Origin of the sequence: Nitrosomonas nitrosa (genome assembly GCF_003051105.1) — a bacterium.
Lineage (GTDB): Bacteria > Pseudomonadota > Gammaproteobacteria > Burkholderiales > Nitrosomonadaceae > Nitrosomonas > Nitrosomonas nitrosa.
In genome coordinates this window covers 72037-95701 of sequence record NZ_QAOO01000012.1, presented here as the reverse complement: position 1 = coordinate 95701, position 23665 = coordinate 72037, and the positions used below count along the sequence as shown (strand labels likewise).

23 protein-coding genes are annotated in these 23665 nt (G+C 46.7%); 21 read left to right on the top strand and 2 right to left on the bottom strand.

What is annotated here, in order from left to right; all coding sequences use genetic code 11:
• Positions 1-81: 81 nt before the first annotated feature.
• Entirely contained in the window at positions 82-3408 is a 3327-nt protein-coding gene (locus tag C8R30_RS08675) for a DUF748 domain-containing protein (protein ID WP_107789949.1), read from the bottom strand.
• Between the two features lie 137 nt (positions 3409-3545).
• Complete coding sequence (locus C8R30_RS08670) at positions 3546-4013, bottom strand: FKBP-type peptidyl-prolyl cis-trans isomerase (RefSeq protein ID WP_090667841.1); 468 nt, start codon at positions 4011-4013, stop codon at positions 3546-3548.
• 249 nt (positions 4014-4262) lie between these two features.
• Between C8R30_RS08670 and C8R30_RS08665 the strand changes: the two genes are divergently transcribed.
• The 21 genes from C8R30_RS08665 to rnhB all read left to right on the top strand — a co-directional run bounded on the left by C8R30_RS08665 (position 4263) and on the right by rnhB (position 23645).
• Positions 4263-4715, top strand: a complete 453-nt coding sequence (locus C8R30_RS08665) for a YbaN family protein (RefSeq protein WP_090667846.1) — start codon at positions 4263-4265, stop codon at positions 4713-4715.
• 88 nt (positions 4716-4803) lie between these two features.
• Positions 4804-7608 (top strand): monovalent cation/H+ antiporter subunit A, encoded by a 2805-nt coding sequence (locus tag C8R30_RS08660; RefSeq protein WP_107789948.1) that lies wholly within the window; start codon positions 4804-4806, stop codon positions 7606-7608.
• A complete protein-coding gene (locus C8R30_RS08655; protein ID WP_090667851.1) occupies positions 7608-7937 on the top strand; it encodes a Na+/H+ antiporter subunit C in 330 nt (109 codons plus the stop codon). Before C8R30_RS08660 ends, C8R30_RS08655 begins: the two co-directional genes overlap by 1 nt.
• Complete coding sequence (locus C8R30_RS08650; RefSeq protein ID WP_219908840.1) at positions 7934-9454, top strand: monovalent cation/H+ antiporter subunit D; 1521 nt, start codon at positions 7934-7936, stop codon at positions 9452-9454. The genes C8R30_RS08655 and C8R30_RS08650 overlap by 4 nt, the downstream gene beginning before the upstream one ends.
• Positions 9455-9458: 4 nt before the next feature.
• Positions 9459-9950: a Na+/H+ antiporter subunit E gene (locus tag C8R30_RS08645; protein WP_107789954.1), complete on the top strand. Its 492-nt coding sequence runs from the start codon at positions 9459-9461 to the stop codon at positions 9948-9950.
• On the top strand, positions 9944-10213 hold the full coding sequence (locus C8R30_RS08640) for a K+/H+ antiporter subunit F (RefSeq protein WP_090667854.1): 270 nt from the start codon (positions 9944-9946) through the stop codon (positions 10211-10213). Before C8R30_RS08645 ends, C8R30_RS08640 begins: the two co-directional genes overlap by 7 nt.
• 4 nt (positions 10214-10217) lie before the next feature.
• A complete protein-coding gene (locus tag C8R30_RS08635) occupies positions 10218-10580 on the top strand; it encodes a Na+/H+ antiporter subunit G (protein ID WP_090667857.1) in 363 nt (120 codons plus the stop codon).
• Between the two features lie 147 nt (positions 10581-10727).
• The gene (locus C8R30_RS08630) at positions 10728-11030 is read left to right on the top strand and encodes a c-type cytochrome (protein ID WP_090667859.1); all 303 of its coding nucleotides are present in this window, start codon (positions 10728-10730) and stop codon (positions 11028-11030) included.
• Between the two features lie 174 nt (positions 11031-11204).
• Positions 11205-11960 carry a fumarate/nitrate reduction transcriptional regulator Fnr gene (gene fnr / locus C8R30_RS08625; RefSeq protein WP_107789947.1) on the top strand — a complete coding sequence of 252 codons (756 nt, stop codon included), beginning with the start codon at positions 11205-11207 and terminating at the stop codon, positions 11958-11960.
• A 215-nt stretch (positions 11961-12175) separates the two neighbouring features.
• Positions 12176-12904: a 30S ribosomal protein S2 gene (gene rpsB, locus C8R30_RS08620; RefSeq protein ID WP_090667865.1), complete on the top strand. Its 729-nt coding sequence runs from the start codon at positions 12176-12178 to the stop codon at positions 12902-12904.
• 93 nt (positions 12905-12997) lie between these two features.
• Positions 12998-13897, top strand: coding sequence for a translation elongation factor Ts (gene tsf, locus C8R30_RS08615; RefSeq protein WP_107789946.1), 900 nt, complete (start codon positions 12998-13000; stop codon positions 13895-13897).
• A gap of 17 nt (positions 13898-13914) precedes the next feature.
• Complete coding sequence (gene pyrH, locus C8R30_RS08610; protein ID WP_107789945.1) at positions 13915-14628, top strand: UMP kinase; 714 nt, start codon at positions 13915-13917, stop codon at positions 14626-14628.
• 26 nt (positions 14629-14654) lie between these two features.
• Positions 14655-15212, top strand: a complete 558-nt coding sequence (frr, locus tag C8R30_RS08605) for a ribosome recycling factor (protein WP_090667873.1) — start codon at positions 14655-14657, stop codon at positions 15210-15212.
• Positions 15213-15216: 4 nt separating this feature from the next.
• On the top strand, positions 15217-16014 hold the full coding sequence (locus C8R30_RS08600) for an isoprenyl transferase (RefSeq protein ID WP_090667876.1): 798 nt from the start codon (positions 15217-15219) through the stop codon (positions 16012-16014).
• Between the two features lie 36 nt (positions 16015-16050).
• The gene (locus tag C8R30_RS08595; RefSeq protein WP_107789944.1) at positions 16051-16881 is read left to right on the top strand and encodes a phosphatidate cytidylyltransferase; all 831 of its coding nucleotides are present in this window, start codon (positions 16051-16053) and stop codon (positions 16879-16881) included.
• A complete protein-coding gene (ispC, locus tag C8R30_RS08590) occupies positions 16878-18068 on the top strand; it encodes a 1-deoxy-D-xylulose-5-phosphate reductoisomerase (RefSeq protein WP_107783089.1) in 1191 nt (396 codons plus the stop codon). The genes C8R30_RS08595 and ispC overlap by 4 nt, the downstream gene beginning before the upstream one ends.
• A 109-nt stretch (positions 18069-18177) precedes the next feature.
• On the top strand, positions 18178-19545 hold the full coding sequence (gene rseP / locus C8R30_RS08585; RefSeq protein ID WP_090667882.1) for an RIP metalloprotease RseP: 1368 nt from the start codon (positions 18178-18180) through the stop codon (positions 19543-19545).
• Positions 19546-19547: 2 nt separating this feature from the next.
• Complete coding sequence (gene bamA, locus C8R30_RS08580) at positions 19548-21887, top strand: outer membrane protein assembly factor BamA (protein WP_090667885.1); 2340 nt, start codon at positions 19548-19550, stop codon at positions 21885-21887.
• A 28-nt stretch (positions 21888-21915) separates the two neighbouring features.
• The gene (locus tag C8R30_RS08575) at positions 21916-22461 is read left to right on the top strand and encodes an OmpH/Skp family outer membrane protein (RefSeq protein ID WP_239654213.1); all 546 of its coding nucleotides are present in this window, start codon (positions 21916-21918) and stop codon (positions 22459-22461) included.
• A gap of 115 nt (positions 22462-22576) precedes the next feature.
• Positions 22577-23011, top strand: coding sequence for a 3-hydroxyacyl-ACP dehydratase FabZ (fabZ, locus tag C8R30_RS08570; RefSeq protein WP_090667889.1), 435 nt, complete (start codon positions 22577-22579; stop codon positions 23009-23011).
• Positions 23012-23069: 58 nt separating this feature from the next.
• Positions 23070-23645, top strand: a complete 576-nt coding sequence (gene rnhB, locus C8R30_RS08565; protein ID WP_090667892.1) for a ribonuclease HII — start codon at positions 23070-23072, stop codon at positions 23643-23645.
• The last annotated feature ends 20 nt before the right edge of the window (positions 23646-23665 follow it).

Sequence of the window (23665 nt, the reverse complement as noted above, 5' to 3'; positions counted from 1 at the left end):
ATTTTTATCATCCCTCATCCAGCCTTGTAGCGGGAGAAGGCATAAATGCCGAATTTTGAGGTGCAAAGCGTATCAATCAAGCTATTGGACGGAAAACACAACACGACTATTAGGCTGTTCAGTAGTCGAGATTTCTACTTTTGTTCCTAATACGAACACACGCTCGCTTGACACTCCACCTTGCTCGACAAGCCATTGAAGCACATTCCCCGCTCTGTTCTGAGCTAGCGCATGCAGTTCATTATCGCCAACCTGGATATGCGTAAGAATGAGTTGCTCCATTTCAGCTACTGGCAAGCTTTTAGTCAACCCTATGAAATTCTTGGGTTTCTCGAAATCAGTTTCTTTATATACCATGGTGAGGTATCGCTCATATTCCTCTTCGTCCAGCACAATCTCATCGACAGGGCCTACAGCCTGGCCTTTTTTGACGCTTTCAGAAACTTTCTGCGTTTTGATCATGCGCTCGAGTAAAGCCTTTTTCAGCGCATCATGGTCGTTGGCCGGATCCGCAAACCCCGTTATTTCCAGTTTGAGTGCAGGGCGATCATTCAAGGCTTCTGACAGCACCTGCAAACGTTTCTCCGCCTCAGGCTCAATAGTGGCATAGCCCACCGGGAACGTAACTTCTGATAACTGCTCGCCTTCATCCAGCAACGACCCTAGTAAAGCAAACGGCGCCGTAATGGCTTTGGTGATCAGATTTACGAATGCTTCCCAGATAATTCCCGTGATACTGAATTGAGGATCGTTGATTGATCCGCTGAGCGGCAAGCGGATATCGATTTCACCCCGCCGATTCTTGAGCAACGAGATAGCAAGCTTTATGGGTAATGACGCTGCATCAGGGCTTTCTATTTCCTCTCCCAAATCAAGTTGATCGAGAAAGATATTGTTTTTTGCTTTCAACTCGCCTTTCTCGACATGATAATTAACATCAAAAGAGAGTTTTCCTTTTTCGATGACATAGCCAAGATATCTCCCCGAATAAGGGCTAAACGTAGGCAAATCAATCCCTGACACGGTTGACATGATATCAAGAAAAAGTTCTCCGCTGAAAGGCTCGATCGTCCCTGAGATATGTAACGGCGCTGAACGGTCGAACGATCCCCGAAGATCGATTTTCCCTGATTTTCCTGGATGAAGAGGCCCGATTTGCCCTTTGAGGCCGGTCAGATTAGCACGATAGTGAGGCTTGATGAATTGATCGGCAAAATTGATGCGGCCATTGCGCAAAACGACTTTATCAATATAAACGGGTAACGGTGCTTTAGCAGAAGAATCAGTCTGATTGGGTTGGCTGGCCGGCTCAGTCGAAGCAGCGGCTTCTGTTGGCGCAACCTCTTCCTGGCGAACGAGGCTATGAAGATTAAGCTTTTTATTCGGCAGTAAAATCACACGCGCATAAAAATCAGCAAGATCAACGGACGCCACTGCAACGCGCAATGGCTCATTGACAAACTGGATACCCGCGAGCCCGATACTTTTCCAGCGCAATAATTCATTTGCTCGGGCTGTTTTATCGAGCACGTTAAAGTCAGTCAACTGACTCTTACCACTCAGCGTCACCTTGAGCGGCTCCCCCTCCAGATTGACGTTGCCCTGGAAAGACAGGTCACCACGGCTGATAAGCGCATTCAATTGGTCACTCCCCCAGCCTTGCAACGGGACTAAATCGATCTGCTTGAGATCAAATGCGAAATCAGCCATCAAAGGCGCCCAAGAAAATGCACCCCGCGCCTCAATACTGCCTCGCTGATTCACATTTGCCTTGAGACTGAGATCCAGTGGCTCGCTTCCACTCAGATTGATATTATCAATGGTTAGGTCCAGTGACTCGATTGTCATGGGCACAGGCTTGGCAAGCGTGTGATCCTCGAAGTGGAGTGCACCTCCTTTCAATATCATCTGATCAATATGGACCGTCCAAGCTTTGCTATTCTCAGCTTCAACCCTATCATCTGAAACGATCTTTTCGCCCTGCTCAGATTCTGTGGTTTGCAGATTGGCGCTTGTTATCGAAGGCTTGTGATTTGGGAGGGGAACCGCTGCCTGCGCCGAAGGCGTATCATCTAACGGAAAGGTTTTGCGCGGAAGGTTGGTCGCTTGAATTGGCTTTTTGTCCGGCAGCGGAATCATTGTTGAAGGAAGCTGTTTGTAACCACTCGATGGAGGAGATACCGTGCTCATGGAATGATCCACAGACACCGCTACCGGAGCGAATAAATCGAGCAAATCGAGTCGACCATCGGCTTGACGACGCACCCGTGCATTGACTCCGTCCAGAATAACTGGACCAAATGCGATATGTTGCTGTGCTCGATCCACGCTGATCACTTCTATGTCCAATTCGGGAAGCTGAATCGACGATTCTGCTTCATCGAGCTGGGCGAGCGTCAACCCCGCCAGTTTTATCGCTGTTTGTATCGGCCTGGGTTCGGTCAACACCGCTTCCTGCAATGTCACATCAAACCGATTCAGCATCATTCGATAGGGCGCCTTGACTGCTTTATTTTCAACAATCAGCTCTTTAAGCGCAACTTGACCGGACAAGTGAATACTGGGCGCCTCATTCACGGCTTGCGCAAAAGTCAGCAATAAATCACTGTCAGCACTCCCCGCAAGCAAGCGTATGCCTCTCGGAATCGGCGAATACTCATCGATATCGGTCAAATCGATATCGTTAAACTTAAGGGACAGGGTGGCTTCTCGCCTATCGGCAAAAGGGCGTAGTTTGCCTTCCAACGCCAAGGGAGCGCCATTGACATGAGCGCTGAGATGCGGTTCAACCCAATGAATTTGCGCACTCTCAAAATTGGTAATAAAAGGTATGTTTAGATTGATCGCTTCGATATCCTGCCGGCTATTTTTGAGTCGATCCTCAAACTCGATAGCACCGCCTTGAATACTGATGTTACTGACTGAAAAAAGCGCTTCGCGTGATGACTCTTCAACCGGATCTTCTGGCTGGGATTTGAATTGTTCGATCAGATCGGAAATATTGAAACGGTGCGTGTCTTCACGCACAAGGCGCAATCGTGGAGTCGTCAAAGTAACCGCCCTGACAACTGGTGCAAGATGCCTGACTGATTCGATGCTCACATCAATATACAAACGATCGAACGCAAAAAAAGTGCTGCCAGCGTCATTTTTCTCCGCTATTTGAAAACCGAGAACGGTCAACTCCAAGGTATAGGGCTGAATAGCAATAGAATCAATGGTGACCGATCGATTCAGTTTGCCGGATAAAATGGTTTCTATCTGGGTCTTGGCATAGCCAGGTAGCCAATAATAGCCAAGCAACCCAAATATTGCGATGGCCAGGATGATAACACCCAAGCTGATTGCAAGACGCTTGCGTGTCACGAAATGACGTTTGACCTTGGGTGAAACTGAAGAAGTTTCCATGCTACCTCATCCTCGAAAACGAGCTTGCTGGAAGCTAATAACGCTTAAAGCATCTGTTACCGGGTGCAGGAAGCGCTGTCTGCACCCCGATGGTAGCGTTTAACTAAAAACGGCCAGTCAAAAATATACTGTTAGCCTTACTGCAAGCCGATCAATTCAACATCGAAAATCAGCGCAGCATTGGGTGGGATTACATTACCCGCACCGTGCGCGCCGTAAGCCATATGAGGTGGAATAATTAATGTACGTTGTCCGCCGACTTTCATTCCCAATACGCCCTGATCCCACCCTTTGATAACGCGTCCCGACCCCAGCCAAAACGAAAAGGGATCACCGCGATCACGTGAGCTATCAAATTTTCTACCTTTTTTGTCAGCAGCATTTTCATCATATAACCAGCCCGTATAATGAACACTCACTGTTTTCCCCACCTCGGCCTCCTCGCCAGCCCCTACTTTAACATCAATTTTTTGTAGCTCGGTGACTTCTGACGTTGCTGCATGGGGTTGCACGGCATGCTCCTTATAGGCGATAACATTTAAAGGTAATAACAAAAAGCCCAGCAGAAGAACACCTAGGCTCAATAAAACGTTTGTTTTAAGCATAAAAACCTCAAAAGACAAATGATTGAAAGGATGATCAAAAATAAATTCCTTCGCGTATTATACGCGTTATCATGCAATCATGATTGCATCACGGCGGATAGGCAGATAATGCTTCCGATTTTAGTAACCCTAAATAGCGCAACAAAGAACGCAAGATTTACCTGCTCATTCCAGGATCGTTTCTTTATTTCTTGTTGTCTATTTATTTGATATTAATTTCTTCAGTCCTTAACAACCCGATCATTGCCGATGCAAATCAACGAACAAACGAATCAGAACGAAGAAAGTGTCCATGTCCTGAGACTGCATAACTCCCTCATGATGCGCTGGATCTACTTTGGGATCGGCCTCACGGCATTACTAATGGGAATTCTTGGAATTTTCCTCCCCATTCTCCCTACTACACCCTTCATCTTGCTCGCAGCAGGATGTTTTGCGCGAAGCTCTGAACGTTTCCATGTCTACTTACTCAACCACCGTATTGCGGGCCCCATCATTTACGAATGGTCTGCCCATCGCAGCATACCTCGCCGTGTCAAACGCTGGGCTTATTTGATGATGGCTTTGTCGTTTGGCAGTTCTATTCTAATCGTGTCATCATATTGGCTTAAGCTCATGTTGTTTTCACTGGCAATCGTGCTGGCGATATTTATCTGGCGCGTACCGGTCAGGGATACGGGTGTTCCCGCCCAAAAATTTTGAAATCATGACAATTTGCTGACGCTAAAAAAATAGAAGCCAGTGAAGTGATTGGCTGCTTCACTGCCTAACCGATAAAGTTACCATTCTCATGAATTTGTTAATCATCGTTTTATTGCCATTTATAGGGGCACCGATTGCAGCGGGTGTCTCTAAATTTGGCCGATTGCATGCTGCTTGGGCCGCAGGGGTTGTTGCGCTATGCGCCATTTCATTGCTTATCCCCGGCTTGATCGATGTATTCTCTGGAGAAGTCCTTATTCAGCGTTTGAGCTGGATGCCTTTGATCGGGCTCGATCTGGTCTTCCGGCTGGATGGCCTAGGGTTGTTATTTGCACTGCTGATACTGGTCATCGGCCTGCTTATCATTCTGTATGCACGCTACTACTTGTCCACCCAGGATGACATGGGGCGCTTTTACGCCTATTTGCTGCTATTCATGGGCTCCATGCTGGGTATCGTGCTCTCTGAGAATATCATTCAACTCCTGATTTTTTGGGAATTGACGAGTCTTTCTTCCTTCTTGCTGATCAGTTACTGGCAGCATCGCCACGAATCACGCAGTGGTGCGCGCATGGCGCTGACGATCACAGGTGCAGGCGGATTGGCATTACTAGGAGGTTGCCTGTTGCTTGGAGAAATCACCGGTAGTTATGAACTCTCCGTTATCCTACAGTCAGGTGAAATCATCCGTAACCACTCACTTTATCAACCGATGTTGATCCTGGTGCTACTGGGAGCGTTCACGAAATCAGCACAATTTCCCTTTCATTTCTGGCTGCCCAACGCGATGGCCGCACCCACCCCGGTATCGGCCTACTTGCATTCCGCCACCATGGTCAAGGCGGGCGTATTTTTGCTGGCGCGACTGTTTCCTGCGTTATCAGGGACAGCGGAATGGTTTTGGTTGGTCAGTGTAACTGGCCTCCTTACCCTGCTAGTCGGTGCTTACATCGCTTTGTGGAAACATGACCTTAAAGGTCTGCTCGCTTATTCTACGATCAGTCACCTCGGATTGGTGACGCTGTTGTTTGGTATCGGCACGCCGATGGCTGCCGTTGCAGGCGTCTTTCATATCATCAATCACGCTACTTTCAAAGCCTCTTTGTTCATGGCAGCAGGTATTATCGATCATGAAGCGGGTACACGTGACATGCGACGGCTCAGAGGGCTGTGGGCTTTCATGCCGCATACTGCGATGCTGGCCATCGTTGCCGCCGCTGCAATGGCAGGCGTTCCTCTGCTGAACGGGTTCCTATCCAAAGAGATGTTTTTTATGGAAACCTTGCATGGCATGGATCAGACATGGGGATGGTTGATGCCGGCAGGCGCTACCTTGGCGGGTATTTTCGCCGTGGCCTATTCGTTGCGATTCATTCACAACGTTTTTTTTGATGGCCCACCAGTCGATTTACCCAAAACTCCACATGAGCCCCCTCGTTGGATGAAAATTCCGGTAGAAATATTGGTAGCGCTGTGCTTACTGGTAGGAATGCTACCCGCACTGACGGTCGCTCCAATACTCTCGATCGCATCCGGCGCCGTTCTGCAGGCACCCCTCCCAGAATATGATCTTGCCATTTGGCACGGATTCAATCCTGCTTTCTGGATGAGCGTCATTGCTTTGCTAGGGGGCGTGGGTGTCTATTTTGGATTCAGCGCTTTTTTGTCCTTGCGAACACATGCACGCGAGAGGCCTGGCATGAAAGAGTTTTACCATTTCCTGCTAGAAGGCATGTTTTTTGTTTCTCGATCGTTTACCCGCCTGCTTCACATTGACTCCTTGCAAAGAATGGTTTTCTGTTTGATTTTATTTGCGGTTTTGCTTGGCACGGCAAGTTTCATGACAGGGAATACCGCACTCATAGGCGAGCGCGAGCAGCTACCGATCGACGGTGTAAGTTTCGTGGTCGCCCTTATTATCATCGCAGCGGCTATGGGTACCGCAATCCTTCACCGACAACGTTTTGTTTCTTTGATCATGATCGGCACCGTTGGCCTGGGCGTAGCTTTGATTTTTGCCAAATTCTCAGCACCCGATCTTGCGCTCACGCAACTCTCGGTAGAAGTTGTCACGATTGTATTGATCTTGTTGGCACTGTATTTCTTACCTCAGTACACACCCGTAGAATCGAAGCCGTTTCGGCGCGGCCGTGACGTATTGCTGGCAGTACTGGCTGGCGGTGGAATCGCATCGTTGGCCTGGGCCGTACTGACGCGACCTTATGAAACAATCGCTGATTATTTTTTGACACAAAGTGTACCGGGGGGAGGCGGCCACAATGTAGTTAACGTGATTCTGGTCGATTTCCGTGGCTATGATACGCTAGGCGAAATTACGGTAATGGCATTGGCTGGATTGGGCATTTATGCAATGCTCGAGCACCTTCAGCTGAAAGGACCAAGCCATGATACCTTCAAGCGTTCTTGGGACGAAGACAAGCATCCTTTGATCATGGCTTCACTCACACGCATTGTGTTACCACTGGCCTTGCTGGTGGCTATTTTTATCCTGTTACGTGGACACAATCTGCCAGGGGGTGGATTTATTGCGGGGCTTATCACGGCAGTTGCCTTTATTACACAATATCTAGCGAATGGCACCACCTGGACGCAAACACGGTTCCCGTTTGACATGCATACTATCATTGCGATCGGCCTGATGTTTGCAGCGACAACAGGACTAGGAAGCTGGTTATTCGGCTACCCTTTCCTGACTTCCACATTTGGTCATCTTGATTGGCCATTAGTCGGCGAATTCGAACTCGCTTCAGCCATGGTGTTCGATTTGGGCGTATATTTAGTGGTGGTGGGCGTTACTTTGCTCATCATTGTCAACCTTGGGTTGGTACACAATTCGAGCCACAATACAAAAATTCGTCATAAAATACATTAATGGAAGCACTTATTTCACTGATTATTGGTGTGCTCACCGCATGTGGCGTTTATTTGTCGCTCCGCGGGCGCACTTTCCCGGTTGTACTGGGACTCACCTTGCTGTCTTATGCTGCCAATTTGTTTTTACTTGTCATGGGACGACTTGTGATCGGCACCCCGCCCATTATTGTGGATGGCACGAATGGCTATACCGATCCATTGCCCCAGGCATTGGTGCTGACTGCTATTGTGATTAGCTTTGCCATGACTGCTTTTGTAATCGTGCTGGCACTCAAGACATATAAAGAATTGGGCAACGACCACGTAGACGGAATCCATAAGCCATGATGACACATCTCATCATTTTTCCGGTTCTATTGCCGCTTGCGGCGGGCATCATACTTTTGTTGTTACGACAGCGCAATCAGTTGCTTGAGCGTGGATTAAGCATTATCTCTATCGTCACTCAAATTTTTCTGGCTTTCCAGATTCTATCAGCTGTCAGTCATGGTGATATTCTGGTTTATGCATTAGGTGACTGGTCAGCACCTTATGGCATTATTCTGGTAGCTGATCGGTTAGCCGCCTGGATGTTGCTAATCACCGCACTCCTTTCCTTGTTTGCGATGTTTTACGCCATTCCCATTACGGAACAGGCTGGCAGGCATTTTCATGTCCTTTTTCAACTACAGTTATTCGGGTTGAATGGCGCTTTCTTGACGGGCGATTTATTCAATCTGTTCGTATTTTTCGAAATCCTGTTGATCGCATCCTATAGTTTGCTCCTTCATGGTGGCGGGCGTTTACGCACAAAAGCGGGTTTACATTTTGTCGTCATCAACTTGGTTGGCTCCACGCTGTTCTTATTTGCAGTCGGTATTCTGTATGGCACACTGGGCACGCTCAACATGGCCGATTTAGCTATCAAGCTGGCGCACCTTCCGGCTGAAGATGTCGCCTTAGTTCAAGTTGCAGGATTATTGCTATTCAGCGTATTCGCACTTAAGGCGGCGCTTGTGCCATTGCATTTATGGCTACCCTCGGCTTATGCCCATACATCCGCACCCATTGCAGCACTGTTTGCGATCATGACCAAAGTAGGTGCTTATAGCATCTTGCGAATTTATACGCTTATCTTTGGTGCAGAAGCAGGATTGAGCGCCCATTTGATCGAGGGCTGGCTACTTCCGCTGGCACTGATTACATTGTTGGTGGGCATGTTGGGAGTAGTTGCCAGTACACACTTACGGCAACAAATCGCCTTTTTAGTGGTGGCGTCCGTTGGCACACTGTTGACCGCATTTGGCCTGAACACACAAGCAAGCATTGCTGCGGGGCTTTTTTATCTGCCACATTCAACCTTTGCGACCGCAGCTTTCTTTCTGTTAGCCAATTCGATCGCAATCCGCCGCGCCGAATGGGAAGATCGATTAGATGTGGGTCCAGTCATTCCACATGCACGCCTATTGGGCGGTCTTTTCTTTGTAGCCGCTATGCTACTTGCAGGGTTGCCCCCACTATCCGGTTTTATTGGAAAATTCATGATTTTGCATGCTTCCCTTGCACACAGCGCGCTGCCTTGGGTTATGAGTGTCGTCTTGATAACGAGCTTGCTAAGCTTGATCGCGCTTGCGCGCACGGGTAGTCTGTTGTTTTATCGCGCGCAACCACCAAATCCTCTCTCAAATACAGCAAGTATCACTACAATTTATCAAGAACTGTTACCCATTATCAGCCTGCTTAGCCTATGTATGATTCTGGTAATCTGGGGTGGAACGATTACGCAATTCCTTCATTTTACTGCCGAACAACTTTTGCAGCCCTCGCGCTACATCGAGGCAGTGCTCCTCACTGGGAGAAATTAGCGTGATGCGTCGTCTGTTGCCCCATCCACTGCTCACTTTAACCCTGGCAGGCATATGGTTGTTACTCGTCAACAGCCTTCACCCTGGACAAATTGTGCTGGGTTTGCTGCTGGGCTGGATGATCCCACTCATTACTACGCAATTTTGGCCAGAGGAAGTGCGCATTCATCACCCTGTCCGTTTACTCCATTTTATATGCATCATACTAATCGATATCGTATTGGCCAATTTCACAGTCGCAAGACTTATCCTTGGCCGCCCCGGCAATCTCAAGCCTGCGTTTGTTTCCATACCGTTGGAACTCAAATCAGACTTAGCAATCAGTTTTCTCGCGAACGTCATTTCACTGACGCCAGGTACCGTTTCTGCGCGGCTCTCAGACGACCGCAGCTATTTATTGGTGCATGCACTCCATTTAAACAATACAGACGAACTCGTTACGACGATCAAATTCCGCTACGAAAAACCACTGAAGGAGATTTTTGAACAATGCTGAGCTATGCGCTTTTTATCGCGTTGATGCTAGTCACCGCCTCAGTGGCATTGAGCTTTTGGCGTTTGCTGCGCGGCCCAAGTCTTCCTGATCGAATCCTTGCGCTTGATACGCTCTACATCAATACGATTGCGTTATTGGTATTATTAGGCATCCATCTTTCCAGTGCACTGTATTTTGAGGTTGCCTTACTCATTGCTGTGATGGGTTTTGTAGGCACGGTCGCGGCCTGCAAGTATTTGTTACGTGGCGATATCATAGAATAAAATTATGCTTGAATTTTTCATTTCCGCCCTCATTCTGACCGGTGCAATCTTCACCTTCATTGGATCGCTCGGATTAGCCAGACTTCAGGATTTTTATACTCGGATTCACGGTCCGACCAAAGCAACCACTTTAGGTGTAGGCAGCCTCTTGGTTGCTTCAACGCTTTACTTCACCTTCCATGAAGACAGCATCAGCCTGCATGAAGTGCTGGTCACCCTGTTTCTATTCATTACCGCACCGGTAAGTGCGCATATGTTATGCAAAGCGGCACTTCATCTCGAGCTGCCATCGCTGGCAAAATTACCTGAATCACAGACTAATTCTACAGCTCCTCAGCGCCAAAGCAGTAAAGATCAGCACGATTGAGTGTTAGTTTATTATTTGCCTGCTTATTAGCGCCGCTAATAAGCAGGGCGGTTGATTGCAAGATATTTTGCATGCTCATTATGATAAACTGTGTCCCGGTGTATCCTGTATTCGATTTAATTAAGAAATAACCTGGAGTATAAAAGAATGAGAAAAATACCTTTGTTGATGGTTTGTGCGCTAATCGTATTGAGCGGTTGTTCAAGGGATAAATATATGCCTGAGGCTAGCGCAACGCCTGAGATCATTTTCAAGGAGGCTTGTGCGAAATGCCATACTCCCGTCAATGGCAAAGTCATGGCGCTGAGCCCGAGCATGGCTAATACAGAAGCCATCATCGACAGAATCAGAAACGGCAAAGGCTTTTCAATGCCCGCCTTTCCCAATCTCATGGGCGACTCAGTCGAAGGGCTTGCTCAGTATATTTTGGAAAATAGCGAAACCAAATAACACGGGAGCGATCAATTTGTAGATGCAGCAAAGTAAATCACGAGCTGTCATCATGGTTTATCCCCACGCCGCATAAGGATTTTCGAAGAATAAGCTTATGCGGCTATTTTTTTGATAAATGAGCGTATTAAACGTTTTGCCTGATCGATAATTGGTATTTAACAGGAAGCTATTTTGTCCACACAGCCCAGAAATTACCTTGCATCGAGATCCACATCGAAATGTTCGACTTGTAGCTTACGAGAACTGTGCTTGCCGGTCGGCCTCGATGATCGGGAAATTGAGACGCTTAGCAAGTTAATCGAGCGAAAATACAGAATCCAGCGTGGTGAATACTTGTTTCACGCCGGACTCGCTTTCAAATCACTGTATGCTGTGCGAAACGGTTTTTTTAAATCTTACGTACTTGATGTGGATGGCCATCAGCAAGTCACTGGCTTCTATATGACGGGTGAATTATTAGGATTAGATGCTATCAGCGCAGAAATACATACCTGCGACACCGTGGCATTGGAGGACAGCGAAGTTTGCGAGGTACCTTTCGAGAAACTGGAAGAGCTTAGCTTGAAAATTCCGTTATTAATGCATCATTTTCATAAAATCATGAGCCGGGAAATTGTCAAGGATCACACCACCATGATGTTGCTAGGCAACAGAAAAGCGGAAGAGCGATTAGCAGCTTTCTTACTCAATTTATCTGAACGTTTCGCCAAGCGTGGCTATTCTCCCAAAAACTTCATTCTCAGAATGACGCGTGAAGAAATTGGCAGCTATCTCGGACTCAAACTTGAAACAGTCAGCCGATCTTTGTCCAAATTACAAGAAGAAGGCATGATCACCGTTAATAACAGACATATTGAATTAAATGACATTTACCAGCTAAATCGCAAAATCTGCGGCTCTTCTCATCAATCACACCGGTTCAAATAACAAAAACCGGCGACTAGGCCAGGTCATTACAGTCGCAACGGCTTTTGTTGAGCTAGCATCTGAGCATGTTATAATCCTCGTCGCGATCAGGATTATTCATAAGCGATCCTGAATGTTTCTCAATTAAAAAATACACACACTCGCCATCCTTAATAGGGTGCTAGGTAAGCAAGATAGGTAGCGGCGAGTGGCGGTTTAACCCTAAAGGAAAAGATATGTCAGTCAATATGCGTCAAATGTTGGAAGCAGGGGTGCATTTTGGGCACCAAACCCGTTTTTGGAATCCAAAAATGGCACCGTACATTTTTGGGCAACGCAATAAAATCCACATTATCAATCTGGAAAAAACATTGATAATGTTTGACGAAGCAATGAAGTACCTACGCAGACTTTCAGCAAACAACGGTACTATCCTGTTTGTAGGTACGAAACGCCAAGCACGCGATATCATTCGAGAAGAAGCCACGCGCTGCGGGTCCCCTTACGTAAACCAGCGATGGTTAGGTGGAATGCTCACCAATTTCAAAACCATCAAACAATCAGTTAAACGTCTGCAAGAGATGGAAGCGATGGTGCAGGATGGTCTACTTGAAAAATTCGTCAAAAAAGAAGCGCTTGACTTTCAACGCGAACTCGACAAACTCAACGGCAGTCTCGGTGGCATCAAAGAAATGAAAGGATTGCCAGATGCAATGTTTGTAATAGACGTCGGTTACCAGAAAGGCACGATCACTGAAGCCAATAAGCTCGGAATCCCAATTGTAGGGGTGGTCGATACCAATCATAATCCAGCAGGCGTAGATTATGTTATTCCAGGCAACGATGACTCTGGTCAGGCCATCCGGCTTTATGCGCGCGCAGCTGCTGACGCCATACTGGAAGGCCGCAATCAATCCATTCAGGAAATCATTGAAATGAGTAATGCTGCCGCCGAAAGCAAATGAAACCGAAAGACGGGTATCAGGAAAAGTGGATAAACCGTAAGGTTTTCTTCACACGTTGATCAATTTTGTAAGATTTCAGTACTTGGAGTGAATATGGCGGAAATTACCGCGAGCATGGTAAAAGAATTACGCGAACTGACCAGCCTGGGAATGATGGAGTGTAAAAAGGCCCTGGTTGAAACGAATGGCGATATGAAGGCAGCCGAAGATCTCTTGCGGATAAAAAGCGGCGCCAAAGCCAGTAAAGCGGCAGGACGAATCGCTGCCGAAGGCGTCATAGGTGCCTTTATTTCCGATGACCGAAAAAAAGGTGCGCTGGTTGAACTGAATTGTGAAACCGATTTCGTTGCTAAAAATGATGATTTCATTATTTTTGCAAAAACTTTGGCACAGCTAATAGCGACAAACAACGTTGCCGAGGTAGATGCATTAGGAGATATGACGCTGCCAACAGGTAACACGGTCGAAGCATCCCGCCAGGCACTCGTGATGAAACTCGGCGAAAATATCAGTATCAGACGATGTGCTTGCTATACGGCCAAAGGCCACCTTGCGATGTATCTGCATGGCCAAAAAATTGGGGTCATGATCGATTACACGGGAGGGGATGAATCTCTTGGCAAAGATCTCGCAATGCATATCGCAGCCAGCAAGCCACTGTGTGTCTCCGGTGATGAGATACCCGCCGACTTGCTAGCGCATGAGCGTCAGATCTTTACTGCACAGGCGGCCGAAAGCGGGAAACCAGCCAATATCATTGAAAAAATGGTAGAAGGCCGGATTTCCAAATACTTGGCAGAAGTCACCCTGTTAGGCCAACCTTTCGTTAAAGATCCCGATCAAACGGTAGAGAAATTACTTACCGCCAAATCTGCTGCAGTAAATGGCTTCACACTTTTTGTGGTAGGAGAGGGTATCGAAAAACGATCTGACGATTTTGCGGCAGAGGTCATGGCTCAAGTCAGTCAGATCAAAGAAAATAAAGTATCGTAATTAACCGATTCTTTTTTATGCCCTCTGCTTATAAACGTATTCTGTTGAAGCTTTCAGGCGAGGCCCTGATGGGTGACGACAAGTATGGTATTAATCGAAATATTGTAGAACATATCGTGATAGAAGTTGCGGCAGTGACGCAACTCGGTATCGAAGTGGCTGTCGTGGTAGGCGGAGGGAATATTTTTCGAGGCATGAAATCTGCGGGTGACGGCATGGATCGTGTGACAGCGGATTATATGGGGATGCTAGCCACCATCATGAACGCGCTTGCTCTACAAGACGCGATGAAGCGGAATGGTTTGATTTCCCGAGTACAATCCGCTTTGCGTATCGAGCAAATAGTTGAGCCCTATATCCGCAATAAAGCGATAAGATATCTAGAAGAAGGTAAAATAGTCATTTTTGCGGCAGGAACGGGCAATCCTTTCTTTACGACTGATACGGCGGCAGCATTGCGTGGAATGGAAATCAATGCAGATATCGTACTGAAAGCCACTAAAGTGGACGGAATCTATTCCAGTGATCCCAAGATTGATGCCAATGCAACGCGTTATCAACACTTGTCCTTTGATGAAGCCATTGCGAAAAATTTGCAAGTCATGGACGCCACCGCCCTTACACTATGCCGCGATCAAAAAATGCCCATCAATGTATTCAGTATTTTTAAATCAGGTGCACTTAGAAGGGTCATTATGGGGGAAAATGAAGGTACTTCAGTGAGTAGTTGATAATTCAGAGAGGACGATGAGTATATATGATCGCTGATATAAAGAAAGCTGCCGAGCAAAAAATGCAGAAAAGCCTAGATGCGCTTAAAATAGATTTTAGTAAAATCCGAAGTGGACGTCCTCATACGGGATTATTAGATCATGTCATGGTCGATTACTATGGAACACCCACTCCCATCAATCAAGTCGCGAATGTCAGCTTGCCTGACGCACGCACCCTAGGTGTGGTCCCCTGGGAAAAAAAAATGGTGAGTGCAATCGAAAAAGCCATTCGTGACTCGGATTTAGGATTGAACCCAATGACGGTGGGTGAGATGGTGCGCGTCCCAATGCCTCCGCTGACTGAAGAACGCAGACGCGAACTTGCAAAGATCGTCAAAAATGAAGCTGAAGCAGCACGGGTAGCTATGCGCAATGTTAGAAGAGACGCCAATGCTCAGCTGAAAGAACTGCTAAAAGACAAGCAAATCTCTGAAGATGATGATCGAAGAGGTCAAGAAGAGATACAAAAATTGACCGATCGCTATATTGCCGAAGTTGAAAAATTGTTACAAGCCAAAGAAGCTGAATTGATGGCTGTGTAGATCTATGCCACAGGGCTCGAGTTCATCGCGCGATATTTCAGAAAAAAGCATCATCCCCAGACATATCGCCATTATCATGGATGGCAATGGTCGGTGGGCGAAGAAACGTTATTTGCCTCGTGTTGCCGGACACAAACAAGGTGTCGAAGCAGTCAGGGGCGTCATTAAAGCCTGCATGGAACAAGGCGTAGGCTATCTCACGTTGTTTGCCTTTAGCAGTGAAAATTGGCGCCGCCCAAATGAGGAAGTTACTTTTCTGATGCAACTTTTTTTCAGTACTCTCGAACAAGAAGTCACCAAACTCAATGAAAATGGGATTCGCTTCAAAGTCATTGGCGATTTATCCAAATTTGATGCAAAGACCGTGGCATTTATTCGTCAAGGAGAGGAACTCACCGCCGATAATACACGATTGATATTTACGGTCGCAGCAAACTATGGTGGACGCTGGGATATAATGCAAGCTGCCCAGAAAATGATGGCAAATGCGCATCACTCAATCGAAAATCTCAACGAAGCGGATCTTTCCAAATATCTAGCCATGAATTATGCACCTGATCCGGATTTATTCATTCGAACAGGAGGTGAATATCGTATTAGCAATTTTCTGCTGTGGCAGCTCGCTTATGCAGAGTTATATTTCACCGATACGCTTTGGCCAGATTTCGATGCGCACGCGCTTGATTTAGCGATAAAATCTTATCAACAGCGTGAGCGCCGCTTTGGCCAAATCAGTGAACAGCTCCAGAATAGAACTGTAGAAGAAGGAATAACTAATATTGCTGCCAAGAAAAAAAATTAGCAACATTTTTTCTAGCCAGCGGGATACCCTCTTTTCATGCTTAAAACCAGAATTCTCACTGCGGCTATTCTCATCGTCTTCTTTCTGTCCGCTTTATTTTATTTTCCCTCCATATTCTGGGGAATATTACTGCTTGCACTGACCGTAACCGCTGCACACGAGTGGTGCAAGCTTGGCAGCTTCACCACGAGACAGTCCATTCTGTATTTGATTATCACAACTTTGCTCGGTGGAGAATTACTGCTGTGGCTGAGCGAAGTCGTGGTGCATACCCCAAACCATTCTGGCATGCTTTGGCTCTACGCCCTGTCCTGCCTTTTTTGGGTGATCGCCGCACCGATTTTGCTAGCAACAGCACAGCCCATTAAATGTCCTAGCTTGCTCATGTTCAGCGGCTGGCTGGTGCTATTGCCTACCTGCATGGCATTGTATCAATTGCGCGCTATCGATCCTTGGTTGTTGCTCGGATTGATGAGTGTGGTCTGGATATCGGATAGCGCTGCTTATTTTACCGGACGTGCGTTTGGCAAGCATAAGCTTGCGCCATCCATTAGCCCTGGGAAAACATGGGAGGGTGTAGCTGGCGCCTTAGTTGCCGTTTTCTGCTATGCTTTGATATGGGGGCTGATGGCAGATAAAGCGTATGGTTTTTCAGTAATCGGGCTAATCCTATTATCACTTATCCTCACGGCGCTTGGCATCGTTGGCGATCTGTTCGAATCGCTGATGAAACGCCATGCAGGCGTCAAAGATAGTGGCAATATTTTGCCAGGTCACGGTGGTATACTCGACCGCATCGATGCGCTTACCTCGACATTACCGGTCGCGATCTTGGTTTTTCTCATTATTAATTCATTAGAACTATGACAGCTATCCGTCAACTCACCATCCTAGGATCTACCGGAAGTATTGGTGAAAATACCCTGGATGTCGTCGCGCGTCACCCTGATCGATTCCATGTCACAGCGCTGACCGCACATCAAAACGTAGATAAAATTTTCACGCAATGCCAGCGTTTTCATCCCCGTTATGCCGTCATGCTCGATGCCGTCAGCGCTGAAAGATTGAGCAAGAAAATCAAGACGGCTGGAATGGGTACTGAAGTATTATCAGGCATTGACTCATTAGAGAAAGTGGCTTCCTTACCAGAAGTCGATACGGTCATGGCAGCGATTGTGGGTGCCGCGGGCATTCGCCCGACGATTGCCGCAGCCCGATCTGGAAAAACCGTTTTATTGGCCAACAAAGAAACGTTAGTCATGGCAGGGCATATTTTCATGGATATCGTAAAGCATCATCACGCAACCTTATTGCCAATTGACAGTGAGCATAATGCCATTTACCAATCACTGCCTCAGCATTTTAATGATGATCTTACATCGGTGGGGGTCCGCCGCATTCTGTTAACAGCATCGGGTGGACCTTTCCGTCGTCTCGCATTATCGGAATTTCAACATGTCACGCCAGAGCAAGCTTGTGCGCACCCTAACTGGGTCATGGGAAGGAAAATTTCGGTCGATTCTGCCACGATGATGAATAAAGGATTGGAAGTGATCGAAGCACACTGGTTATTCGATGCTGCGCCAGATGACATTCAGGTCGTCATTCATCCTCAAAGCGTCATCCATTCGATGGTTGAATACATCGATGGCTCAGTACTCGCTCAATTGGGCAATCCTGACATGCGTACCCCTATCGCACATGCGCTCAGCTACCCCGAGAGAATAGAAAGTGGCGTAAAATCATTAGATATTTTCGAGATCGCGCAATTAAATTTTGAAGCACCTGATTTTGCACGATTTCCTTGCTTGAGACTTGCTTATGGCGCACTCTCTGCTGGTGGAAACATGCCAGCCGTACTCAACGCTGCCAATGAAATCGCCGTTGAATCGTTTCTTGCGGGCAAAATGCCCTTTACCGCAATTCCAGCCATGATTGAGCAAGTCATGCAACGTATCAGTAGAAATGAAGTAAATACCCTGGAAGATGTCATAGCAGCCGATACATTGGCTCGCGAAACTGCGCGGGATTGGCTGATGGCTTGCCAGGTTTAACATGGCAAGATTTTTTGCTAATAAAATAGAGAACAATGAATGAAAAGTTTTTTCGCAACCCAACATTTGATGAATCTGTCGATGATTATTTCCATCCTTTTTAATTGATATGTCGATACTTTTTACGATTCTAGCTTTTATCGTTGCTTTAGGAGTATTAATTACTTTCCATGAATTTGGACATTACCTAGTAGCACGATGGTGCGGCGTAAAGGTGTTACGGTTCTCGATTGGTTTTGGACAACCCTTATTCAAGAAAAACTTAGGCAAAGATCAAACTGAATGGGTCGTTGCAGCGCTTCCCTTGGGTGGCTATGTCAAAATGCTGGACGAGCGTGAAGAGGAAGTTCCCCCCGAAGACTTAGCTCGTGCCTTCAATCGACAATCCGTGTCAAAACGTTTCGCCATTGTTGCAGCAGGCCCGCTCGCTAATTTCCTGCTTGCGATCTTGCTCTACTGGTTACTTTTCATATCAGGCGTCAGCGGCATCAAGCCGATGCTCGGTCCGATAAAACCATCGACTCCTGCCGCCATGGCCGCCTTCCAGGAAGGGGAAACGATTGTAAAAATCGAGAATGAACCTGTAGCGACATGGCAGGATGCACGCTGGGTATTATTATCGCACGCAGTAGATCGCAACCCCGAAGTCATGGTAGAAACTATCAATGAACGTGGCGAGATTTTCTGGCGGAAAATGAATTTGAGTGATATGCATGCCGATGATCTGGATGCACACTTCCTCGAGAAAATTGGCTTGGCCGTCTACCAGCCGTTCATGTCGCCTGTGGTAGGTCAGGTCATGGCTGGCAGCGCTGGTGAGCGCGCTGGATTAATGGCAGGAGATGAAATTCTTTCCATCGATCATAAAGAGATCGAGCGCTGGGAAGAACTCGTTACAATTATACGCGCTCATCCCGGGCAACCGCTCATCCTGGAAATTTTGCGTAACGGCAATATCATGGAAATCCCCATTACACCTGATAGCGCCAACGAGGGTAATTCAGAAATTGGCAGGATCGGCATCGCCCCAAAAATTGATCATGAAGTCTTAAATAAGCTGCACGTCAACGTGACTTATCCGCCGGGCGCTGCATTGCTAAAAGCATTCGATAAAACCTGGGAAATGACGATTTTCACTTTTCGCATGCTTGGCAAAATGGTAATGGGAGAAGTTTCTCTAAAAAATGTGAGTGGCCCCATTACGATTGCAGATTATGCAGGTCAGTCGGCTCAGATGGGGATCATTGCCTATTTGAGTTTCCTGGCCTTGATCAGTATCAGCCTTGCAGTTCTGAACCTCTTACCCATCCCGGTATTGGATGGGGGGCACTTAATGTATTATGTCATTGAAATCATCAAGGGTTCGCCATTGTCAGAAAAAACGATGGCGATCGGTCAGCAGATCGGCATCGCAATGCTGTTCACTCTAATGGTTTTTGCGATATACAACGATATTTATCGGCTTATTTCTGGTTAAGCATGAAGTTCAAGTATCTTGTCATACTTTATTGTTTCTTTTATTCACTCACTTGTGGCGCAATCGAGCCATTCATCGTAAAAGATATTAGAGTTGAAGGGATACAACGTACCGAGGCCGGTACTGTCTTTAGCTATCTCCCCATAAAAGTTGGTGATGTATTAGATGAAACAAAGGCTACCTCTGCTATTAAAACACTGTATGCAACGGGTTTCTTTCAAGATGTCAAACTCAAAGCGCAAAACGGTCTCCTAATTGTTCAAGTTCAAGAACGTCCAGCCATTGCTCAGATAAATATCAATGGCGCTAAAGAATTCGAAAAAGACAAACTAAAAGAAGGTCTAAAGCAAGCAGGATTGGCCGAATCGCGTATTTTTAGCCGCTCCTTGCTGGAAAAAGCCGAGCAAGAACTGAAACGGCAATATATCAGCCGCGGTAAATACGCAGTCAAAATTACCACCACCACTACCCCATTGGAACGCAACCGTATCGGGATAAATTTCGATATCGAAGAAGGTAAAACCACGCGTATTCGCCAAATCAATATTGTCGGTAATGAGGCATTTGATGATAAAGACCTGATTGGTCTGTTCGTACTAAAAACACCCGGGTTGCTGACTTGGTTTACCAAGGACGACCAATACTCCAAACAAAAATTGTCTGCTGATCTGGAAACGTTAAGATCCTACTATCTCGACCGCGGTTACCTGGAATTCGCAATCGATTCGACTCAAGTCTCCATCACGCCCGATATGAAGGATATTTACATTACTATCAATATCACCGAAGGGCCACAATACACCGTATCAGATATAAAACTCGCAGGGAATCTCCTGTTGCCTGAAGACGAATTACGTAAACTCATCAAACTTGAACCCGGTGGGATCTTCAATCGGGAAAAACTCACAGAATCCATCAAACTCATCACCGACCGGCTAGGAGATGAAGGTTACGCATTTGCCAATGTCAACGCTTCACCGGAAATCGATAAAGATAGCAGAGAAACTGCATTTACGTTCTATGTTGATCCCGGCAGACGAGCTTACGTGAGGCGTATTAATATCAGCGGTAATGATCGTACACGAGACGAAGTAATTCGTAGAGAGTTCCGTCAGATGGAAGGTGCATGGCATTCGACGTCGCAAATCAATCGATCCAAACAGCGTGTAGATCGATTGGATTTCTTCACCAGCGTGAATGTAGAAACGCCACCTGTCGCGAATGCACCCGATCAAGTCGATATCAATATCCATGTGACTGAAAAACCGACTGGGGCCATCATGTTTGGTGCGGGTTACTCGGATTTGGAAGGCATTATTCTGAATGGTTCGGTTTCTCAAAATAACATATTCGGTACCGGTAATTTCCTGAGTGTTTCAGTCAACACAGGGAGCGTTAATAAAATCTTCTCGGCGTCGTTTACCAACCCTTACTGGACGATCAATGGCATCAGTCTTGGTTTTGACATTTTTCGGCGGGACATCAACACCCGTTCATTGCCAAGTGTAGGGATTTTCAACACCGATACTGCCGGCGCCACAATGCGTTTTGGCATTCCTATCGCAGAGAACGATATCGTTTCGCTTGGGTTCGGTGCTGAACGTACCGGAATCGATCTAAGAAACAACAGCCCCCAGCGCTATAAAGACTTTGTCGATGGAAACCCAGAAAAAGGCATCAAGGCTCATGGTGATGTGACGACCAACCTCCCTCTTACGCTCAGCTGGGCACGTGACCGCCGTGACAGTGCCATCTGGACCACCTCCGGCACCACGCATCGATTGCATGGAGAATTTAGCCTACCTTTTGCCGAATTAACCTACTACAAGGTCAGTTATGATCAAAAATGGTTTTTGCCTATTTCGAGAATTTTCACTTTGATGCTCGATGGGGAAATCGGTATTGGGGATGGTTATTCAGGAGAATCGCTCCCCTTCTTTAAAAATTTCTTTGCTGGCGGCTTCAATTCAGTCCGTGGTTACAATATCAACTCGTTAGGTCCGCGAGATCCCTTATTGGACGTCAATGGCAATCCAATAGTAGGCAGACGCGGAACGGTCGTTGGGGGAAGTAAGCGTGTTGTGGGGAGTGTGGAGCTTTTGTTCCCAGCCCCTTTCATGAAAGATAACAAAACTGTCCGCTTGGCCGCCTTTTTTGATGGCGGCAATGTTTTCAATGACTGGTCAGATTTAAGCATCGATTTTTTGCGATACTCGACCGGGTTGGCCGTCACGTGGATTTCTCCGATGGGTCCGCTCCGGTTCAGTATTGCCCAGCCACTGAACGCAGGGAAGGGTGACGATATACAAAGATTCCAGTTCCAGTTGGGACAAACGTTCTGATTCCCGTATAACTAATCAGGAGAAATTGTTGGGCAGCAAATTATACCGTGAGCACTGGTTCAATATGTTAGCTATCTTGATAATGCTGACTGTTACATCGTTCAACTTGTTCGCACGAGAAATCAAAATTGGTGTTGTCAATACCGAAAAGATTCTACGTGAATCTGCGCCGGCTCTTCTTGCACAAAAGAAAATAGAAAAAGAATTTCAGGCTTATGATGAGCGTATCAAGAAGATGGCAGCTGAAATCCAGCTCCTACAAAATCAATTGGAGCAAAATGATCAAAATCTAACGGTCGAGGAAAGGCGTGTGAAGGAGCGAGAGCTTGCACACCTCAGCCGTCAATATCAGCGTGCGCAACAGCAAATGCGAGAAGATTTGAGCATGCGCCAGAATGAGGAATATAGTTTAATCCTAGAGCAGGTAAACAAAACCATCAAACATATTGCAGAAAAAGAAGATTATGATTTGATCTTGCAGCTACAAGATTCGGTTTATCGTAGTCAGCGCATCGATATCACGAATCAAGTCATTAAAGCTATGGGCGAACCATCGCAGGCTACCGGGAAATAGCCAGATCCTGTACTATTTAGCCCCTATTCAATTTCTTCATCGAAACGGCCACACGAAGGCTTTATGCAAAAAATCCATCTATTATCCAGGCAAAAGGGAGAAAAGCGTGAACGCCATGGACATTTATGAAATTTTAAAATATTTACCGCACCGCTATCCATTCATTCTGGTTGATCGGGTCGTCTCTTATGAGCCCGGCAAACAAATCGTGGCCATCAAAAACGTATCGATCAATGAACCCTATTTTGTGGGGCATTTCCCCCATTATCCCGTCATGCCGGGTGTCCTGATCATCGAAGCTTTGGCGCAAGCGGCCGCTTTGCTCACACTCAAAACAGAAAATGCAGCAAAAAATGATGCACAAGTTTATTATTTTGTTGGGATCGACGGCGTTCGCTTCAAGAAACCAGTTGCGGCAGGTGACCAACTCGTATTGAAAGTAAACATCACCCGGCAAATAAAAGGCGTCTGGAAATACGCAGCACGGGCCGAAGTGGATGACCAACTCGTAACCGAAGCTGAGCTCATGTGTACTGCTAGAAATATCTGATAGCAACAGGTACGCGGCAAAATTTATCATTTTTATGTATTCATGGTGTATTGAGCCCATGACTGAAACCACTTGGATTTGTGGCGTGGACGAAGCAGGGAGAGGACCCCTTGCCGGTCCTGTTTTTGCAGCTTGTGTCATTCTGGGTTCAAATTGCTCAATTACAGGATTGGCCGATTCCAAAAAGCTAAACGAACGCAAACGTACCTTACTGGCAGAATGCATCACTCGTCACGCCAAAGCTTGGTCTATTGCGTTTGCCTCTGTCGCCGAAATAGATCAAATGAATATCCTGCAAGCAAGCTTACTCGCCATGAAACGGGCGGTCGAAAAATTGCCGCTAGCACCTTCGCTCGTTCTGGTCGATGGTAATCAATCGCCCCAATTACATTACCCCGTCAAAACCATTGTTAAAGGTGATAGTCTGGTTCCAGAAATTTCGGCAGCCTCGATATTGGCAAAGACCGCGCGTGATGCAGAGATGTTGCGATTACACCAGTGCTACCCGGCGTATGGCCTAGACCGCCATAAAGGGTATCCGACGAAAGCCCATATGCAAGCCCTACGACAATACGGTATTACTGAAATTCATCGGCGTAGCTTCGCGCCCATCAGTGCTTTAGCCACGAAATGAACTAATTTCTGATTTCCATT

Coding starts and splice junctions, on each gene's coding strand:
- ispC (WP_107783089.1), top strand. CDS start 16,878: ATGACAGCTATCCGTCAACTCACCATCCTAGGATCTACCGGAAGTATT.
- rnhB (WP_090667892.1), top strand. CDS start 23,070: ATGACTGAAACCACTTGGATTTGTGGCGTGGACGAAGCAGGGAGAGGA.
- C8R30_RS08665 (WP_090667846.1), top strand. CDS start 4,263: ATGCAAATCAACGAACAAACGAATCAGAACGAAGAAAGTGTCCATGTC.
- C8R30_RS08595 (WP_107789944.1), top strand. CDS start 16,051: ATGCTTAAAACCAGAATTCTCACTGCGGCTATTCTCATCGTCTTCTTT.
- C8R30_RS08670 (WP_090667841.1), bottom strand. CDS start 4,013: ATGCTTAAAACAAACGTTTTATTGAGCCTAGGTGTTCTTCTGCTGGGC.
- C8R30_RS08640 (WP_090667854.1), top strand. CDS start 9,944: ATGCTGAGCTATGCGCTTTTTATCGCGTTGATGCTAGTCACCGCCTCA.
- rseP (WP_090667882.1), top strand. CDS start 18,178: ATGTCGATACTTTTTACGATTCTAGCTTTTATCGTTGCTTTAGGAGTA.
- C8R30_RS08675 (WP_107789949.1), bottom strand. CDS start 3,408: ATGGAAACTTCTTCAGTTTCACCCAAGGTCAAACGTCATTTCGTGACA.
- C8R30_RS08630 (WP_090667859.1), top strand. CDS start 10,728: ATGAGAAAAATACCTTTGTTGATGGTTTGTGCGCTAATCGTATTGAGC.
- C8R30_RS08600 (WP_090667876.1), top strand. CDS start 15,217: ATGCCACAGGGCTCGAGTTCATCGCGCGATATTTCAGAAAAAAGCATC.
- C8R30_RS08660 (WP_107789948.1), top strand. CDS start 4,804: ATGAATTTGTTAATCATCGTTTTATTGCCATTTATAGGGGCACCGATT.
- frr (WP_090667873.1), top strand. CDS start 14,655: ATGATCGCTGATATAAAGAAAGCTGCCGAGCAAAAAATGCAGAAAAGC.
- rpsB (WP_090667865.1), top strand. CDS start 12,176: ATGTCAGTCAATATGCGTCAAATGTTGGAAGCAGGGGTGCATTTTGGG.
- fabZ (WP_090667889.1), top strand. CDS start 22,577: ATGGACATTTATGAAATTTTAAAATATTTACCGCACCGCTATCCATTC.
- C8R30_RS08645 (WP_107789954.1), top strand. CDS start 9,459: ATGCGTCGTCTGTTGCCCCATCCACTGCTCACTTTAACCCTGGCAGGC.
- C8R30_RS08650 (WP_219908840.1), top strand. CDS start 7,934: ATGATGACACATCTCATCATTTTTCCGGTTCTATTGCCGCTTGCGGCG.
- C8R30_RS08635 (WP_090667857.1), top strand. CDS start 10,218: ATGCTTGAATTTTTCATTTCCGCCCTCATTCTGACCGGTGCAATCTTC.
- C8R30_RS08655 (WP_090667851.1), top strand. CDS start 7,608: ATGGAAGCACTTATTTCACTGATTATTGGTGTGCTCACCGCATGTGGC.
- pyrH (WP_107789945.1), top strand. CDS start 13,915: ATGCCCTCTGCTTATAAACGTATTCTGTTGAAGCTTTCAGGCGAGGCC.
- tsf (WP_107789946.1), top strand. CDS start 12,998: ATGGCGGAAATTACCGCGAGCATGGTAAAAGAATTACGCGAACTGACC.
- bamA (WP_090667885.1), top strand. CDS start 19,548: ATGAAGTTCAAGTATCTTGTCATACTTTATTGTTTCTTTTATTCACTC.